The following is a 16,988-nucleotide window of genomic DNA, read 5'->3' as shown; positions in this document are numbered from 1 at the left end:
TTTTACTGATGCTGAGCCTGAAGACTTTCGGTTAGCGGACGGGCAGATCAAAATGCTTCACCCAAATTGATCATTATAGTTGAAAAGCCTCTGCTAAAGCCATAATCTACGCCAATATTGGTGCCCGAGTTTTTATTGAATTTTACACGTAATCCGCCGCCTGCCGCAGGGTGCCAGTACTGAAAACTGCGCGTTCCCTGTTGCGTAACTGAGTTGATGCTGGCAAATAACACATAGCCTATTAAGCCGTTTCGGGTAAGGTCTCGGCGATATTCCCCCTCAAAATAAAGAAGCGCGTCCCCACGGTACCTGTTCTGCTCGATACCCCGGCCCGAGCGGTTGTAGGGGTCCCAGCCTATGCTGGGCAGGTTAAGATAAGGCGTACCGGGGGTTAGGGTTGTCCAGTAATAAGCCCATAATGCCACTACATTCTTTTTGCGCGATTGTGGCGTAAGGGATACATACTTGCGCATATCAAAATATAAAGACTGCCAGTGATTATTGCTACCAAATACCGGACTACTGAAGCGGTAAACTAAATTTGCATAACAGCCAGGCAACGGGTTTATGGAGTTATTGCGGGTGTCATACAACAAATTAATGCTCGGGCCAGATGAAAAGGAGTTCTTGCTATCCTCGGTGCCCGAATCATAACCTGTAAAAGTTCTAAGCGCGTTGGTTTTATTGGTTTCTATATTGATATAGTAATCGAGATTATAACCTATGCCGGCAAAAAAATAAGGCTTTATCTGTTTAAGCGCGCTCTGATAAAAGCGAAAGTACCGGTAATCGAGCAATAATTTGGTATCATTATCCCGGCCGCCGCCTATGCCCCAGGTGTACTGCGGATATTTGAGTACCCGTGTATCGCCCATAATATTCCATGAGTTATTTTTTAACCAGATGTTTGAGCGTATAGGCAAACCATAACGCCCCTTAAAGTTAAAATAAGGCGCGAACGTAACGCTGGATAAATAGGTAGTACTGCGGTTACCCATATAAAAGCCCGCCGTGGTTGACGTGAACAGCGCCTTACCACCACCAGGCACCGTTGATGATGCTGGCAGGAAAGAAAAGTAAAGGTCTTTATCCTCTTCGGCCTCAACTTTTTTTGGTTTGATATTGAAGAGGTCTTTACCTATGTCGATCAGGTCGCGTTGCCCTTCGGTATTGATCACCGCTGCCGTATCCTTATACATACGCGGCTGCGCAAAGGCGAAGCACGGTACAAGCAGGGTGAGAAAAACGGCTACAGATCTGATCATTTAATACACTGAACGGAAAGATAATAAAAAGCGATACTATTCACTTAACTATTTTACACAAAACAGCCCCGCCATATTATAATAACGGAGCTGCTTTTAGCGCTTGTTTCAACTTATTTGTTTTTGGCCGCGCTGTCTCTTTTAGCCTGCGCTTTTTTCTCTTTACTTTTTTGCTTTTCGTTGCCGATGATGTAACCACCACCTGCGCCTAAAGCGCCGCCAATCAACGCACCTTTAACATCGCCGCCAATAAGGCCACCCGCTACTGCGCCACCGGCACCGCCAATAATAGCGCCTTTACCCTGTGAGCTCATTTTTTTCTTCTTAGTCGTGTCCTGCTGCGCATGCGCGGCATCGCCCGCCGATATAATGGTAGCCATCGCCAGGCTTAAACATATTGCTAACTTTTTCATAGGTTAAACTATTTGTTAGCCTGATAAAGCAAATCGTAAGCCAAAGTGGTCAACGATTAGTTAGCCCTTATCACATTGAACTTATCACGATATTCCTTCGGCGTTAATCCCACTCCCTTTTTAAATAATTGCCTGAATGATTTTACGTCGTTGTAGCCGGAGTTGTACATCACCTCTGAGATGCTTTGGTTGGTTTTCTCCAGCAGCTTTTTGGCGCCCTCCAACCGCGTGCGCTGCAAATATTCAATAGGAGTGATGCCGGTTGCCTGTTTAAAACGGCGTACAAAGTTTCTTCTGCTGGAAGGTATATCGCCTATGATCTCCTCAATGGTGGCCGGTTTATTATATTTTTCTTCCATGCGCTGCTGAGCGTTGGCTACCAGCGGGTCGGTATGGTCTTTTGAGGGCAAAAACGTAGCAAAGTAACTTTGCCTGTCCCTGTCCATATCAATAGCGAACAGTTTTGCTATTTGTACGGCCACCTCGCGGTTGCAATATTTTTCTACCAGGTAAAGTAAAAGGTGAAAGGTATTGGTAGCGCCGCCGCTGGTGTAAATGCCGCCATCGTGCGTAACCACCTCTTCGGGCTGCACATCAATCTGCGGAAAGTTGCGTGCGAGGTCATACGTAGCTAAAACATGCGTGGTGGCTTTACGGCCATTTAATAAACCTGTTGCCGCTAACAAAAACGCGCCCGTACAAAAGCTGGCTACTTCGGCGCCCTGCTGGTATTGTTTCATTATCCAGGGTATGAGCCCGGTATTAGCGCCGATTGCAACCTTAATATCGGCGTACTCTGAATTAAACGCCGGTATGAGTATCAGCCGGGTATCTTCAGCGTTACCTGCATCGCGCGTGTGGTATTTATTGTTGATCACGTCCCCGGCGTCATGGCCAACCAACTGGATATCAAAAGCAGGCGCATCGCCCCGGCGATGCAGGGCTTTGTTAACGCTTTCAAACACATCTAATATGGCGGCCATGCTTAACGGACGGCATTCCCGCGTGTACAATACGGTTAATGGTATCATGGTATAATTGGTGATTGTTATACTAATGTATATAAAAATGTCCGATACACACCCTTATGTTGTCAGATTATCATGCAAAATTTCAAATGGTGTTCCTGTATATTAGTAGCTGTATAATTAGATATACCTAACCTGTGCATCATGAAAATTAAAACCTTATTTGTATTTGCACTTGCTTTAAGTGCCTGCGGTAAGCCGGATGATAAGCGCGAAGCTAACGCCCGGGCAGTAAAAAGTATGTTTGCCGCTTTTAACCGGCACGATTGGACAGCAATGGCAGGTCACTATGCCGATACCGCCGGTTTTCTCGACCCGTCATTAGGTACTACTTATGTAAAAATGACCCATGCCGAAACGGCGGCCAAATATGCAGCCATGCAAAAAATGTTTCCGGATATTAAAGATGATGTTAACGCGATACATGCTGGCGATAGTGTAGTGGTGGTGGAATTTACATCAAGCGGCACGCCAGCCGGTGGCGAGAAATGGCATTTGCCGATATGCTCGGTATTAACCTTTAACAATGAAGGTAAAATAGTAAAGGATGCCACTTATTACGACAACAAAGAATAAGGCTGCCGATTTTACACTGGGCTTATTATTTATTTAAAACGATGAGGCATCTTTGCAGCCTGTTTAAACAGGGTATAACAGCATGACAAGAAAACGTTACATCTCGCTTATATTAATATTAGGTACACTTACGGCCTTAGGTCCGTTCTCAATAGATATGTATTTGCCCGGCTTCCCGGCTATAGCCAAATACATGCATACTGACGTGGCGGGTGTGGCGCTTTCGCTCTCGAGCTTTTTTATTGGCCTGGCAGCCGGGCAGCTATTATACGGGCCATTATTAGATAAGTTCGGCAGGCGCAAACCATTGTTGTTTGGGTTGAGCTTTTACATCGTGGCATCTATAGGTTGTGCCATGGCAACCTCGCTCAACGCGCTTATTATATTACGGGTCATCCAGGCTATAGGTAGCTGCGCGGCGGCCGTAGCCTCCATGGCTATGGTGCGCGATCTGTTCCCGGTGAATGAAAACGCTAAAGTATTTGCCCTGCTGATGCTGGTTGTAGGTGCATCACCCATGGTTGCCCCAACTGTAGGCGGTTACGTAACCGCCGGACCAGGCTGGCAATGGGTATTTATTGTGCTGGCGGGAATGGCCGTGCTGATACTATTAGCCGTAATATTTGTATTGCCCGACAGTTATAAGCCCGATCCAACCATATCGCTTAAACCACTGCCTATTATAACCGGCTTTTACAATGTTTTAAAGGTGCCGCAGTTTTACACTTATACGCTCACCGGCTCGTTCGCGTTTTCGGGTTTGTTTGCTTATGTAGCCGGTTCGCCGCTGGTATTTATGGAAGTATATGGCGTGAGTCAAGAAGCTTACGGCTGGATTTTCGCAGGACTGTCAGTTGGTTTCATCGGCTCCAGCCAGGTAAACAGCTTGCTGCTGCGTTATTTCAGCAGCGAGCAGATTGTTAAGGTATCTTTACCGGCCCAGGCATTGGTCGGGGTATTGTTCCTGATCGGCTCTGTATCAGGTGTACTTGGCTTTTGGGGAACTATCGTAATGATCTTCCTGTTCCTGTGCTGCCTCGGCATCACCAACCCAAATTCAGCCGCTTTAACCCTTGCTCCATTCTCTAAAAATGCAGGTACGGCCTCGTCATTGTTCGGTGCAATTCAACTTGGTATCGGGGCTTTGGTATCAACCAGCGTTAGTTTTTTCGACAGCCTTTCGGTGGTGCCTCTTGCTGCGGTAATGTGTGCCACTGCACTCATTGCTTTTGTAATATTATTTACCAGCCTGCGCCTTAACCGCGGTAAATTTACCGGCGTAACGGGGGAGGCTGTGGTGGTTGGGCATTAAATGGCCGATAGTCCATGGTCGATAGTTGATAGTCAACATGATAAAAGTCTTGTAGTTGATAGTAAGTGCTTGACCTTTGATGAGTGCTTACTATCAACTATGGTCTATGGGCTATAACTATTCCCTCACGGCTGTCACCTTTGATGCATCGGCACCAACAGTTTCAAACACAATCTCTTTATCGGTAAGTCTGGAAACATAAAAAGGAAATTCCCGGGTTTGGCCTCCGCCAAGATCTTCTTTAAAATGGATATTATCGGCTTCAATTCTGTAAGTGCCTTTTGATAGTACTTTGCCGCCCCATATAATCTGTAATTTATTATCACTCGAAAACTCAATATAAGGCTTTAGTTCTTGCAATTCTATGGTCGAAACACTGTCGGGCGGAAAAGCTTCCGGATTAAAAACTTTGACGTACTTCCACTTTCCGCGCAGATTTTCGGGTTTCAGGTTTCCCGAGCATCCCGCAACCAAAAAAAGCAACACGATATTTATTAACAGAATGATATTTTTTGCCATTTCGGAAGGCTTGTAATTAATAAGTGAATTGTAAAAATATCACTTTATTGCAACTTAACTAAATATTTAAAAATCCTTGACGGATGTTTCAAACTGTGCAATATTTGGTCAGTAATATTTATACAAATGCGACCGTAATTCTACTCAAATCCTAAACAGCTATACAGCTAAGGTTTTGAAAATAAAGCTGTAAGCTTTTCAAAAAGGCCTCAACCTTATGGGCTTATCATTTTAAAAATCATAAAAAATGTCTGGTTTATTTATTAACCTGTGGTGGGTTGTGCCCATCGTAGTAGGCCTTGTTATGTACAAATTTGTGCTCAGGGTATTTTGTGGGATGGTTATCGTGCCTGATGATCGTATTGGCCTGGTCATTAAAAAATTCACGCTCAACAACAGCAAGCGTATGCCCGATGGGCGCATTATTGCCACCCATGGCGAAGCCGGTATGCAGGCCAAAGCGCTTGCCCCCGGGTTATACTGGCGCTTATGGCCGTGGCAGTATGAAGTGATTATGGCACCGTTTACCATCATTGAGCAGGATAAGCTCGGGCTGGTAAAGGCTAAGGATGGTGCCTCGTTAGATACCGGCCGCGTACTGGGTAAGCCTGTTGATTGCGATAAGTTTCAGGATGCCATCGCTTTTCTGGACAATAACGGGCAAAAAGGCCCGCAGGCAGCTTTCCTGACGCCGGGTAGTTATCGTATCAATACCTTTTTGTTTGAGATACAAACCGTGCCTATTACCCATATTAATGATAACAAGGTAGGCATTATTACCACCCTTGACGGCGAACCGCTGGATAAAGGCGAAATAGCAGGTGAATCGGTACATGGGCATAAAAACTACCAGGACCCGATAGCATTTATTAACGCCGGTGGGCGCAAGGGTTTGCAAGAGGATGTGATACTTTCAGGTACATACTACCTCAACCCCTGGTTTGTAAGTGTTGAACAGGTGGATATGGTTTATATACCGATAGGCTATGTAGGGGTAGTGAACTCCTTTGTAGGCCCCGAAGGTAAAGACACCAGCGGCGACAGCTTTAAACATGGTAACATCGTAAAGCGTAACGAAAAAGGTGTGTGGGATGAACCGCTTGACCCGGGCAAGCACCCGGTAAATATTTATACCCACGCCGTTGAAGTGGTGCCCACCACCAATATTGTGCTTAACTGGGCCGATAGCCGTACCGAAGCGCATGAGTTGGATAAGAACCTGTGTACCATCACCGTCCGCTCGTCCGACGGGTTTACCTTCAACCTTGATGTATCGCAGATCATTCACGTACCTCGTAATGAGGCGCCCAAGGTAATAGCCCGTTTTGGTAAAATGAAAAACCTGGTATCACAGGTGCTGGAACCTACCATTGCCAACTACTTCCGTAACTCGGCGCAACGCAGTGATGTGATCGGCTTTCTGGCCAACCGTATCCAACGGCAAAATGATGCCAAGGAGCATATCAGTACCGTACTGGCAGGTTATAATGTGGTAGGAGTGGATACCCTGATCGGCGACATTGTACCGCCCGCAGCACTCATGAAAACCTTGACAGACCGTAAAATAGCCGAGCAGGAAAAGGTGACTTATGAGATACAGCGCCATGCGCAAATTGAGCGTAAGGAGTTTGAGAGTGCCAAAGCCGGAGCCGATATGCAGCCCGAGGTGGTAAAATCAACCCGGCAGGTGGAGATCAATACTCAGATGGCGGCATCAAAGGTGGCCGCGGCCAAAGGCGAGGCCGAATCAAAAACCATTAACGCCAAGGCTGATGCGGAGGTTAAAACCATCAACGCTAAGGCCGATGCCGAAGTGAAAACCGTGAACGCAGCTGCTGATGCCACTGCTACCGAAGTGAACGGTGTTGCCGAGGCCGGTAAGATCAAAGCCATAGGCTTGGCCGAGGCCGAAGTTACCAAGCAAAAAACCGAAGCCATGGGTACCGAGCAATATGCCGTAGTGCGTGTAGCCGAAGCGCTGGCCAGCAACAACATTAAGCTGGTGCCAGAGATACTGGTGAGCGGCAAAGATGGTGCCTCAGGCGGTATGATTGAAGCTTTGATAGGCAACGAAATGCTTAAAAAGCTCCAAAAAGAAAATGCTGCCCCGGCAACCGAATAAACGATACCTTACCTAAAACCCTTATCACATCAAAGCAAAAAGCGCCCGGAAGGGCGCTTTTTATTTTGTAGATTTCATTTGTTTGAGTTCCGTTTTAAGCTCGTTAACCTGCTCATTCATTTGCCTGTTCTCCAGATAATAATAAATCGCGAAACCCAAAAATATTTTGCCTAAAACAAACACCGCTGCAAACACCCAGCGCCACACCTTGTGTATACGCATGTGCGTAGCTTCCGATTCAATATCAATATATTGCGATTTGCTGTCGGTATTTGTTTTTTCGCCTTTATCAACACTTTCGCGGTACAGCTGTGGTTGAAACTGCTCGCGCAAAACAATCTCATTTATCTCATGCGCAATCTGAGGCCACAAATTATCGGGTGGATCAATTGCCATTGATGCAGCCAGCCTTTCCATGTCGTTCTCTAGCTCAAGCAAAGCATCTTTAACTTCAGGATATTTCTCCTTCATGCTGAGCACTTCACGCGCCTCCTGCTCTGAGGCACAGCCCAATACATAGGTTTCAAGTATGCCGCTGTTAATGTACTCCTGCATCGTTACCTTGTTCTAATTATTACAAACGCCTCTCTTAATACTCTTCTCACTACGTCTTCGTCCTCATTCATTTCGGCAGCAATAGTTGGTATGCTCTTACCATGGTAATGCACACCGCAAAAAACCGTTTGCTGCCTTACATTCATTTTACTTAAAAAAGTGTTAGGCCGATTGCTAACAATCTCGTCAACCTCACAATTTCCAACCGATTTAAAATAGCCAGCCAACCTTTTACGGGCTATCATTTGCAGCTTGCAGTATACGTTATCGTTTGGATTATTAAATAATTCGGGAACCTTGACTACGGCAATAAAAGTATCAGCAAGATACTGCTCAGCCAGTGCCTTATCCTTCACTACATCATATATATAACCCAACAGCATGCCTGCATAGCGGTTATAAATATGCTGTACATCATACACCTTATGGTGTAATGATGATGTTTCTGCAGAAGTTTGTAAACGTGTATTCAAATGATATTATGGTCTGTTATAGCTTATCAAATATCACTATTTTTTACAACAGATTAAAGATGGATAAATTCATTATTCTTTTAAGGAATACTTAATGTAACAATGTTGTTAATATTTATCGGTATCGCCAATCCGCCAGGCAGCTGGGGATTATCATTAATGATAATTACGCCATTAAGCTTTTCATTAATTTCGGCTCTTAACGGCCAGCCGCTTATGTAATCTGTTGTGATATTTACGTAAGTATCTCCGGCAAGGTTACGTTCAACCGGCATTCCGTTAAGTAAGGCTGGCCTGGCAGGCGCAACTGACTGTATCGTTCCGTTGCCTTGAATTACAATGCTTTTGGGCAAAGCTGTTTTAACCATATAATAGTTACGGGTGGCAATGTCGGGCTCTCCTTTATTTTGTGTTTGGATAATCCACTTGTCGTTATTACTTACGGCTACTTCCGGGTATATGTTGAATATCTTTTGCAGCAGGTTGGTAATCGCTGTTGATCCTACCGACTGGCGAAGCTGTTCTAAAGCTTGTTGCCTTTGTGCGGTATCCGCTTTAGTATCGGCTATGGCTTTTTGTAAATTGTTATCAGAGCCTTCAACTTCCATTATTTTACCTGTTTTGCTAAGCCGGATGTTAAATGGCCTTTTTTTTAATGACTTTAACACTACAGCGTAGATGCCGCTATCGCCCCGCTTTTCTGTGTTGAATTGAAGGTCGCCATTGGGTAGTTCTAATTGTAGTTTTATACTGTCAAACGTAGTGTTTAAAGTATAGTCACCTTCTGTAACATTGCTTACCATAAATCTCATACCTGCGGTTAATATCAAACGTGTTTCAAGCGGGCGTTGCCTGATGGTTTGACTGGTGGTAGAGGTTTGCTTTATTACAAATGAATAGGTGGCACCCGGTTTAAGCTTAAGTGCAATGCTTCGCTTTTGTGCAAAAGCGAAGCAGGTTAATAACATTAATAATGTAAATAAACCGGGTCTGGCCATAAATTAATCGCCTGCATAGCGGCGATGAGTGAATATACAATTTATTTAGCCACTAATGCCGAAAGCCCCAAAGCTACGGCATCCTCTGCAGCACCGGTAAAGTAGTCTTTAATTTTCGGATGGCTGCTTATGTATCGCCTCAGGTAAAAAAACGCATAAGTTGATGCAGCGGCTACGCCTCCGCCTATGAGCGCGCCTGCAATAACATTTTTATTATTGGCTTTGCTGATTGATGCCGCCGCAAGGCTTCCGGTAACGATACGGCCCACGAGGCCCGGCGTCGCAATGCGGTTAGGTGCGGTAGGTAGTTTATCGCCAACCAGCTCTCCGGCTGCCAAAGCATTAAGGACTTTTAACCCGGCTGATGAAGTAAATATTTTATCGAGCACCGCATTGCCGGGCGTTTTACGTTTACGGTGTAAAAAGGTTGCAGCCGCTGCAGGGGCCATCATGCTGCGCATGCCTGCGATTATTCCAATACTTACTATTTGTTTAAGGTGATTTTGCATAATGTGTTTTTTTAAATACACAACACGCGAAAATTGATGAAGTTTTATTTAACGAGACTCTATGGTTTTTGAATATTTTTTTACCTCAAATGAAAGTTTAAACATGTTTTATGAAAGTTTGTATAAAAAAGCACACATAAACTGTCTTTTTAAAAATTTTATAATGTTACTCACGGTAGTGTGGAAAAAAATTCCCGGGTAACAAACGTGTTGTTTTAACACTATGGTAGAGCATATCGGAATAATCAGGCAATAAATCAGCATAAGTTTTTAACATTCTTCAATTGTGGCAATATGTTTGGCTATAACTTGCCAAACACCACAACAATGAAAACAAATTTCATATTCAACAGATACAAGGCGTGTATTTATACGGCAAGTTGGACGTTCAACCACTACTATAAATACAGCAATTGTTATTCAATTCGTTCTGTTGATGAGGAGATGCAATCTATATTACGTAAAGTAGCTATAGCTTATGCCAAATTGATCAGCTTTGTGGAACTGCGTAAAAGGGGAGATAACTCGGAACCTTTAATTACCGATATAATTGATGAATGCGAAGCGCTGATGAGCAATAGCAGTTCATTCTTTTTAAAGATATTGCACTTTTTAAATAGCAATTACGAGTGGTTGCTGAAGGTATTTGACAGTGAGTATTTTATAAAAGTAATTAGTAAAGAGATTGAAGGCCTTGAACAAAACCTGGCTTATGCTAATAAACTGGTAAGTAAAATGGATATTATGCTTAAAACATCGCAGCATGTGTATGATACTACCCTAAAGCTCAGAATTGCCTGATTAAGCAACGGCTTAAAAGCAAAAGGCTCGTAACTTTTAAAGTTACGAGCCTTTGCTTTTTGAGTGTTTTATATTATTTGCCTTTCAAGCTATCGGCGCGTGCCCTTTCACGTTTCTTAAAGAAGCCCCTTAATAAAAAGTTATGCTGCACCGCTTCAAGGTCGTCATTCAGTTTGATGGAACTTTGCTCCAGGTAATTCAAGGTGTTCTGCATTTGCGACGCTGTTTTGCGGTCGTTAAGCAAAATACCCAGGGCATTATCGGTAGTGTTTAGTTTAGATGACGCTTTATTCAGGTTATCAGTTAACATGCTGGCATTAGCCGCGGTTTGCTGTAATTGTGTAACCGATTGGCGAATCTGGGCAAACGTTGCCGTGTCGGTCAGTAACTTATCGGCAAGGCCACCTTTGGTATTCATTTTTTGGCTGAAGTTATTCAGTTGCACCGCCATGCGCGAAGCGCTTTCTGTTGTGGCCTGCAGGTTTTTCATCGAGTTACGTAACTGTACGCCCATACTGCTATCGGCAAGTAAAGCGCCTACGGTACCTTTGCCTTGCAGAATCTGGCTGCTCAATTGTTTAAAATCTTTAGTTATAGCCAACAGGTTGCGGTTGTTCTCCTGCAGGGTGCTCATCATCTCGTCTGTCGACAGCATTTTTTCTGACTGTATCCTGTCGCCATCCTCTATAACCGGCGCCTGCGGACTGCCGCCATCAAGCACAATGATCTTGTTACCGATCAAACCGTCTGATCCTATCTTGGCTTGTGTGTTACGGTGTATGTAAGGCTGCACAGCCGCGTCAATAGACATGATCACATCAACTTGCGAGTTGTTGCTGAACGCGATCTCTTTAATAGTGCCTATTTTAACACCTGAAAACCAAACGTTACCGCCTTTTTTCAGGCCGGCTACATCACCAAATGTTGAGCGTATGTGTATGGTTTTTACAAATGTTTTTGATGAGCTACCTAAAGTAAGCACACCAACTACAAATATAATTACACCAAGGGCGATGAATATGCCCACTATTATTGCATTTTTTCTTTCCGAAGCATCCATTGTTATGGTATGTTTTTATTGAACAAAGTTATAATCATAAAAAGGTTTCACCCGGGCATCGTCCGTCTCAAAAATCTGATCGAATGAGCCCACCCGTTGAAACTGGCCGTCGAGCAACATAGCTATACGGTCGCCTGTGGTTTTAGCACAGGTTAAATCGTGCGTAATAATGATAGACGAAGTATGGTAACGCTGTTGCACCTCGTTAATCAGGTCATTTATCTCGATACAAGTGATCGGGTCGAGGCCTGCCGTCGGCTCGTCATACATCATTATCTCAGGGTTAAGTATTAGCGTACGTGCTATACCAATACGTTTACGCTGCCCGCCTGATAATTCAGACGGCATTTGGTTGATAGCCTGTGTCAGGCCAACGCCGTCCAGCACTTCTTCAACAGCCTTGTCGATGTCCTTACGGGTAATGCCTTTACGGTTGCGCACCAGCGGAAATTCAAGATTTTTTCGTACCGTCATGCTATCGTACAAAGCACTGTTTTGAAACGAGAAGCCAATGCGGATTCGCAGCTTTTGTAATTCCCTATCAGTCAGGGTTAGTACATTGTTGCCTAGTACATTGATGGTTCCTTCGTCCGGACGTAACAGGCCAGAAATCAGTTTAATCAATACTGACTTACCTGTACCTGACCGGCCGAGCACCACCAGATTTTCGCCCTGAAAAATATCCAGATCGATACCGCGCAGTACATGATAGTCGCCAAATGATTTTTGGAGCCCCCTGATGCTGATAACCGGGTTATTATAGTCGATATGTGCTTTTGCCTTTTCCATATTACCTGAACCAGCCGGTTATTTGAACGATGAGTATCTCCTCAATAAATATTAAAAACATGGCGATAACCACCGCGTTATTTGCTGCTTTACCCACACCCTCAGTACCTTTGTTTGAGTGATAGCCCTGGTAACAACCTACTAAACCAATTGTAAAACCAAAAACAATCGCCTTTATCAGTGATTGGTCAATGTCTATAAAATCAATCGGTTCAAAAACCTCGCCCATAAAGGCGCTGTAACTGATGCCCTCGTTGGCGCTGATGTTAAGGTACGCACCCAATAGAGCGATAAGCGCGGTGTAGGTGGCCAGCAGTGGAATGGTAATGGTAGTTGCCAGTACACGTGTTACAACCAGGTATTTAAACGGATTGGTACCTGATACTTCCATAGCGTCAATCTGTTCGGTAACCCGCATTGAGCCCAGCTCGGCGCCTATACCGGAGCCTACCTTACCCGACGCGATAATAGCCGTAACCATAGGGGCAAGCGCTTTCAATATCGCGATAGATACCAGTGACGGTAGCCACGAAGTTGCGCCAAACTCCAGTAACGATGGCCTTGATTGTTTGGTGAAAATTATACCGATAATAAAACCGGTTAAGGATATTAATGGTAAGGAGCGCACGCCAACCTGATAGCACTGGCGTATGAGTTCCTGAAACTCGAAGGGAGCAACAAAAGCTTCTTTAAAAAAGCGCATGGTAAAGCCACCGATACGGTACAGGTCAACAAAAAAATCGGCAACACGTGTCTTTAATTTTGAACCGGGATTTTGTTGCGGAGATGATGTGTTTGCTGTATCCATTAATGCGCGCAAAGGTATTATTTATGCCTTACAAATAGGCAACGCATTAGGTACAAATTGAATACCACAATGCTTATTAGTTGTAAATATTAAATTATACTGACACAGGCAGCGCAGCTACGCATTAAAATTAAGTTGTGGTAAAACTTTAGCGTATGGTTTTTGCTTTATGTATCAAAACGATATTAACGATGGGTGCTTACAAGCAAAAGTGGATGCAAATATTACAAAGGGCTAACCTGCAGGGATGGACAATTGAAGAAACAGCGGATGCCATACAGATAAATATGCCGAATGTAACTGACTTAAAGTTGATTAAGGATAATATTCCTAACACCATAGCCGCGCTTACGCTTGATATTGATGTGCCTAAAGAGCGCTTGAAGTTTGTTTTTCACAACGGTTACGAAACCTTTGATTATATACTCAACCCCAATGAGCGCGATAGGGAAGGCAATTAAAAATAACCCGGCGTTTTGTAATAATATATAGGTGCGTAAACGCCCTCGCTGGTGGTAAGGTAGCCTTTTCCGCCGGTCATAAAACCAACAGCTTCGCCCAGTTTTTCCTGTTGATAGGGAAGTTCGAGCGGCTTACGCTGCAGGGTTTGCCATAATGCTTCGTCTGTTTCGCGGCGCCAGTAAAAAACCTTTTGGTAGTTTTTTACCAGCACCTGCCGGCCATCTTTTGATACATCAGCAGCGGTAATCCATTTTAAAGGTTTTAATCCCTGAAAAAACAGGCGGCAGCGTTTAGTAAGTTTGAGGGTATCATTCGCTTTAAAGGCTAACGGGGCTGTATAAACTGTAACGCTATCATACCGCTTGGTAATAATATACATCAGGCGGTCAACCGGGTCAACCATAAATGCCTCGGCGTCCTTAGGCCCATCGGGATAAACCAGGTGCACAGCGGTAGCTTTTGTGCCGACCGTTTTTTTACCAATGAGTGCAGCCCTCTCTTTAATGCGAAATATATTCACAAAGTTGCGGGATGCGGAGTTGTCGCCAATGTCGGCAACGTAAATATATGAAGCGCCTTTTACCGGGCCGGGGCCGGTGCTTATGTCTTCGCAATCGTGCTGGGCTATACCGCCATTGCCCCAGTTGTAATAAATGGTAGACAGGAGCTCGCCCTTATTGTTGATGGCAAAAATACGGCTGGTGTCTCCGCTGTCGTTATGAATATAAAAAACATCCTGGTTCACTGCAGATGCTGTTATGCCCGAAATCTCCTTTGCCTCTTTGCTTTGCATCCGGCCTGATATCTCAAATTTGCCGGCCAAGTAGCGGTGCCAGGCATACGCGCAGGTAAAAGTTATGGTTACGATAACTATCAGCGCGAATAATTTCTTTTGCCGGCTCATTTTCATTTCGGCAGGCAAGGTAACCTTTTATTGTTAAATTATTAACTAAAGGTGTATTTGAGTGAGCTTTTGATTGGTAAGGAGCGGGTTTTTACTTCGATATTATGCTGCTCTATTTCGTCAATGGTACGGTAATCGGCCAAACCCAGTTCATGCACATATTTGCAATTATGATTGCTACCCGGGGCAATAAATACCGGCATATCAAACCCCAACTGCTGATAATAAGGGGTAATAAATGCCTGTACCGGTAAATTATTAGCCGTATCGATAATTTGGGGGGTTAGCTTTTTAAGCGGTTTTAGCAGCAGCTTTATATCATTAAGCAAGATATCATCAGACAGCGGAACCCAGCGGTTAACGCCTTTTATCTCGATCAGCAAAGCGCTGCCGCGTACGCCCTGCAAACTGCCGATAGTATCCCGCTCATTGCTTAGTAAACTATTAATCACTACCAACTGGCCAATGTAGCGGCTAAATATGGTTATCCGGTCCTGTACGCTCACTGTAATCATATTTGCTAATTTTATTAGCAAATATGCAATTAAAACTTTTTTAATGCAAACTTTTTATTATAAACAAAAATCCCCTCTGGTGTAAGAGGGGATGTAAAACTTAAGCCACAACAGTTGTCTTTTCTACCTGTATTTCCGCGTCAGGACGGGCCTGATCTTTCAGCGGCACTTTACCCCTGTCCTTACGCACTATGCGGCTGAACAGCGAAATCTCTTTATCAAACAAAAAGCGGAAAAATAGCACCGTCCATGACTTGTGCGATATCAGTGTATCATAATATACAGGAGCCGTTTGTTTTATTTTAGGCAGGCGATTCCATGGTATTGACGGAAAATCATGATGCTCATTATGGAAACCCACGTTGAATGATACCGTATTTAAACGGCCATAGTAGCTGTAAGTTTCCTGCTCCTCGTTATGGGTAAGGTAATGCTCCTGTATCCAGCGGGCACCTAGCGGGTGTAAACCTACCGAGAACATAAAGCTCAGAAATAAATACCCAACCGCGGCACCGCCAAAAAAATACCATATAGCGGCGGTAAATACAACTTGTACGGTAACGTTGGCTACTATCCACGCATCAAAATTCTGAATTTCTTTTAACCTTGATATACGGAAAACCTGGAATAATGGAAAGAAGAGCAGCCAGATGGCTTTACCTAAAAATGAGTTGTTGATCAGCTTGGCTTCCCAACGGTTAGGCAGGTCGGCATCAAGCTCATGTATACCCTGAAAAGAGTGGTGCTTAATGTGGTAACGCTCAAATGATACAGAGCTCGGGAAAATTTGCGGCATGTTGGCCAGCATACCCGCCCAGCGGTTAAGCTTTTTATTTTTAAAAATTAGATGATGCGCACACTCATGTATCATTACGAACAAGGAATGATCAGCAAAGGCACCTAATAAATACGCCGCGCCAACAATAACCCACCATGCCTGATCGCGAACCAGCCAGGCCATAACCACCTGGAAGGCCACCAAGCCTAATATGGCGAATATGGTGTTTGAATTACGGCCAATAAGGTGGCGCACTTCCGGATGCTCCTTCAATATCTTCTTCGTCCGTATACGGTGCGGCTCCGAATATTCGGAATAAATAAAGTCAGTTTTTTTTGTCATGTGTGTGTAAATATAGTCATAACGCATAAATTTCCTAATACGTACAACAGAAAACCATTATTCTTTTTTGAAATATTTATAAACATGGGTTAAATATTACTTTGGCTGCTACCTCATATTATTTTAATGTTAAGTATCGCAAAAAGGGTTAACAAAATGTTAATTAATAATATGTTAACATCGATGTTACATTTGCGTCATGTCCGCACCCACTGTTCCAGCCTATGCCATCGTCGAATTATTAATAAGGCTTTCGGGTATAAATAAACAAATAGGGGATTATAAGGGACACATTGTGAGGAATGATTATGTTGATGTAAAAACCACAGGTGGCAATCTTAAGCTAACTACCGAACTGATTACCCAACAGTTTGAGAAACCCGAGCAAATAACCGCGAACGACCTGGCGCTTACTGCCGATACCTTTCGCCCGCTGCGTAAACGTTAACAAACCATTCGGCTATCCGCCTGTTGTGCATTTATAAAGCAGGTACGATGAAAGCCAATAAACATTACAAGTTTATAAACAGCAGCACTGGCTATTGTATATACCACTACTCGTTAAGCAGTGCCTTACCACCCGAACAAATTAAAATAGAGCTCGAGAAAATTAAGGCGCAGGTAGCTTCAAAGAATGGTTTGTTACTGAATACAGTCTATTGGGAAGAAGTGCGTGACGAGCAATAGCTTTCTTGCCATCAGCAAAGGTTGTTTTTATTTTTAGATACAATTTGCTAAATCAAACCGTTAATTACCTTT

Annotated in this window: 21 protein-coding genes; 7 read left to right on the top strand and 14 right to left on the bottom strand. The window is 43.9% G+C overall.

The features are described from left to right. Positions 1-47: 47 nt before the first annotated feature. From ABD960_RS14040 to ABD960_RS14030, 3 genes are all read right to left on the bottom strand, one after another. Entirely contained in the window at positions 48-1,265 is a 1,218-nt protein-coding gene (locus ABD960_RS14040) for a BamA/TamA family outer membrane protein (protein ID WP_345331784.1), read from the bottom strand. 113 nt (positions 1,266-1,378) lie between these two features. Continuing rightward, a complete protein-coding gene (locus ABD960_RS14035; protein WP_228950259.1) occupies positions 1,379-1,678 on the bottom strand; it encodes a YMGG-like glycine zipper-containing protein in 300 nt (99 codons plus the stop codon). Between the two features lie 56 nt (positions 1,679-1,734). After that, positions 1,735-2,709 (bottom strand): GlxA family transcriptional regulator, encoded by a 975-nt coding sequence (locus ABD960_RS14030; protein WP_345331783.1) that lies wholly within the window; start codon positions 2,707-2,709, stop codon positions 1,735-1,737. A 141-nt stretch (positions 2,710-2,850) separates the two neighbouring features. Here ABD960_RS14030 and ABD960_RS14025 point away from each other — a divergent pair, with 141 nt between their 5' ends. Continuing rightward, positions 2,851-3,282 carry a nuclear transport factor 2 family protein gene (locus tag ABD960_RS14025; protein ID WP_345331782.1) on the top strand — a complete coding sequence of 144 codons (432 nt, stop codon included), beginning with the start codon at positions 2,851-2,853 and terminating at the stop codon, positions 3,280-3,282. 82 nt (positions 3,283-3,364) lie between these two features. Continuing rightward, complete coding sequence (locus ABD960_RS14020) at positions 3,365-4,594, top strand: multidrug effflux MFS transporter (protein ID WP_345331781.1); 1,230 nt, start codon at positions 3,365-3,367, stop codon at positions 4,592-4,594. 117 nt (positions 4,595-4,711) lie between these two features. On the opposite strand, the gene ABD960_RS14015 is transcribed toward ABD960_RS14020, so the two are convergent. Continuing rightward, positions 4,712-5,113: a hypothetical protein gene (locus tag ABD960_RS14015; protein WP_345331780.1), complete on the bottom strand. Its 402-nt coding sequence runs from the start codon at positions 5,111-5,113 to the stop codon at positions 4,712-4,714. Positions 5,114-5,360: 247 nt separating this feature from the next. Between ABD960_RS14015 and ABD960_RS14010 the strand changes: the two genes are divergently transcribed. After that, the gene (locus ABD960_RS14010; protein WP_345331779.1) at positions 5,361-7,235 is read left to right on the top strand and encodes an SPFH domain-containing protein; all 1,875 of its coding nucleotides are present in this window, start codon (positions 5,361-5,363) and stop codon (positions 7,233-7,235) included. 60 nt (positions 7,236-7,295) lie between these two features. On the opposite strand, the gene ABD960_RS14005 is transcribed toward ABD960_RS14010, so the two are convergent. The 4 genes from ABD960_RS14005 to ABD960_RS13990 form a co-directional block, all read right to left on the bottom strand. Beyond that, the gene (locus ABD960_RS14005) at positions 7,296-7,790 is read right to left on the bottom strand and encodes a hypothetical protein (protein WP_345331778.1); all 495 of its coding nucleotides are present in this window, start codon (positions 7,788-7,790) and stop codon (positions 7,296-7,298) included. A 2-nt stretch (positions 7,791-7,792) separates the two neighbouring features. Continuing rightward, a complete protein-coding gene (locus tag ABD960_RS14000; protein ID WP_345331777.1) occupies positions 7,793-8,263 on the bottom strand; it encodes a sigma-70 RNA polymerase sigma factor region 4 domain-containing protein in 471 nt (156 codons plus the stop codon). Positions 8,264-8,343: 80 nt separating this feature from the next. Further along, positions 8,344-9,231, bottom strand: a complete 888-nt coding sequence (locus ABD960_RS13995) for a DUF6263 family protein (RefSeq protein WP_345331776.1) — start codon at positions 9,229-9,231, stop codon at positions 8,344-8,346. Positions 9,232-9,302: 71 nt separating this feature from the next. Next, positions 9,303-9,770, bottom strand: coding sequence for a DUF4126 family protein (locus ABD960_RS13990; RefSeq protein WP_345331775.1), 468 nt, complete (start codon positions 9,768-9,770; stop codon positions 9,303-9,305). Positions 9,771-10,097: 327 nt separating this feature from the next. Between ABD960_RS13990 and ABD960_RS13985 the strand changes: the two genes are divergently transcribed. Continuing rightward, the gene (locus ABD960_RS13985; protein ID WP_345331774.1) at positions 10,098-10,571 is read left to right on the top strand and encodes a hypothetical protein; all 474 of its coding nucleotides are present in this window, start codon (positions 10,098-10,100) and stop codon (positions 10,569-10,571) included. Between the two features lie 73 nt (positions 10,572-10,644). Here the strand turns inward: ABD960_RS13985 and ABD960_RS13980 are convergent, their stop codons facing one another. The 3 genes from ABD960_RS13980 to ABD960_RS13970 are packed head-to-tail and all read right to left on the bottom strand — an operon-like array spanning position 10,645 to position 13,228. After that, positions 10,645-11,631 carry an MlaD family protein gene (locus ABD960_RS13980; protein WP_345331773.1) on the bottom strand — a complete coding sequence of 329 codons (987 nt, stop codon included), beginning with the start codon at positions 11,629-11,631 and terminating at the stop codon, positions 10,645-10,647. Between the two features lie 15 nt (positions 11,632-11,646). Continuing rightward, complete coding sequence (locus ABD960_RS13975) at positions 11,647-12,420, bottom strand: ABC transporter ATP-binding protein (protein ID WP_345331772.1); 774 nt, start codon at positions 12,418-12,420, stop codon at positions 11,647-11,649. A gap of 1 nt (position 12,421) precedes the next feature. Then, positions 12,422-13,228 carry an MlaE family ABC transporter permease gene (locus tag ABD960_RS13970; protein WP_425563472.1) on the bottom strand — a complete coding sequence of 269 codons (807 nt, stop codon included), beginning with the start codon at positions 13,226-13,228 and terminating at the stop codon, positions 12,422-12,424. A 191-nt stretch (positions 13,229-13,419) separates the two neighbouring features. Here ABD960_RS13970 and ABD960_RS13965 point away from each other — a divergent pair, with 191 nt between their 5' ends. Continuing rightward, positions 13,420-13,689 carry a hypothetical protein gene (locus ABD960_RS13965; protein ID WP_345331771.1) on the top strand — a complete coding sequence of 90 codons (270 nt, stop codon included), beginning with the start codon at positions 13,420-13,422 and terminating at the stop codon, positions 13,687-13,689. Here the strand turns inward: ABD960_RS13965 and ABD960_RS13960 are convergent. From ABD960_RS13960 to ABD960_RS13950, 3 genes are all read right to left on the bottom strand, one after another. Further along, positions 13,686-14,600 (bottom strand): hypothetical protein, encoded by a 915-nt coding sequence (locus ABD960_RS13960; protein ID WP_345331770.1) that lies wholly within the window; start codon positions 14,598-14,600, stop codon positions 13,686-13,688. The two genes, ABD960_RS13965 and ABD960_RS13960, sit on opposite strands and share 4 nt — an antisense overlap. Before the next feature lie 35 nt (positions 14,601-14,635). Beyond that, positions 14,636-15,109: a hypothetical protein gene (locus ABD960_RS13955; RefSeq protein WP_345331769.1), complete on the bottom strand. Its 474-nt coding sequence runs from the start codon at positions 15,107-15,109 to the stop codon at positions 14,636-14,638. A gap of 100 nt (positions 15,110-15,209) precedes the next feature. After that, on the bottom strand, positions 15,210-16,229 hold the full coding sequence (locus ABD960_RS13950) for a fatty acid desaturase (RefSeq protein ID WP_345331768.1): 1,020 nt from the start codon (positions 16,227-16,229) through the stop codon (positions 15,210-15,212). A 199-nt stretch (positions 16,230-16,428) separates the two neighbouring features. Between ABD960_RS13950 and ABD960_RS13945 the strand changes: the two genes are divergently transcribed. After that, positions 16,429-16,677, top strand: a complete 249-nt coding sequence (locus tag ABD960_RS13945; RefSeq protein WP_345331767.1) for a hypothetical protein — start codon at positions 16,429-16,431, stop codon at positions 16,675-16,677. Between the two features lie 47 nt (positions 16,678-16,724). After that, positions 16,725-16,916 carry a hypothetical protein gene (locus ABD960_RS13940; protein ID WP_345331766.1) on the top strand — a complete coding sequence of 64 codons (192 nt, stop codon included), beginning with the start codon at positions 16,725-16,727 and terminating at the stop codon, positions 16,914-16,916. Positions 16,917-16,988: the final 72 nt, after the last annotated feature.

Source organism: Mucilaginibacter defluvii (assembly GCF_039543225.1).
GTDB lineage: Bacteria > Bacteroidota > Bacteroidia > Sphingobacteriales > Sphingobacteriaceae > Mucilaginibacter > Mucilaginibacter defluvii.
This window is presented reverse-complemented; position numbering and strand designations above follow the sequence as displayed.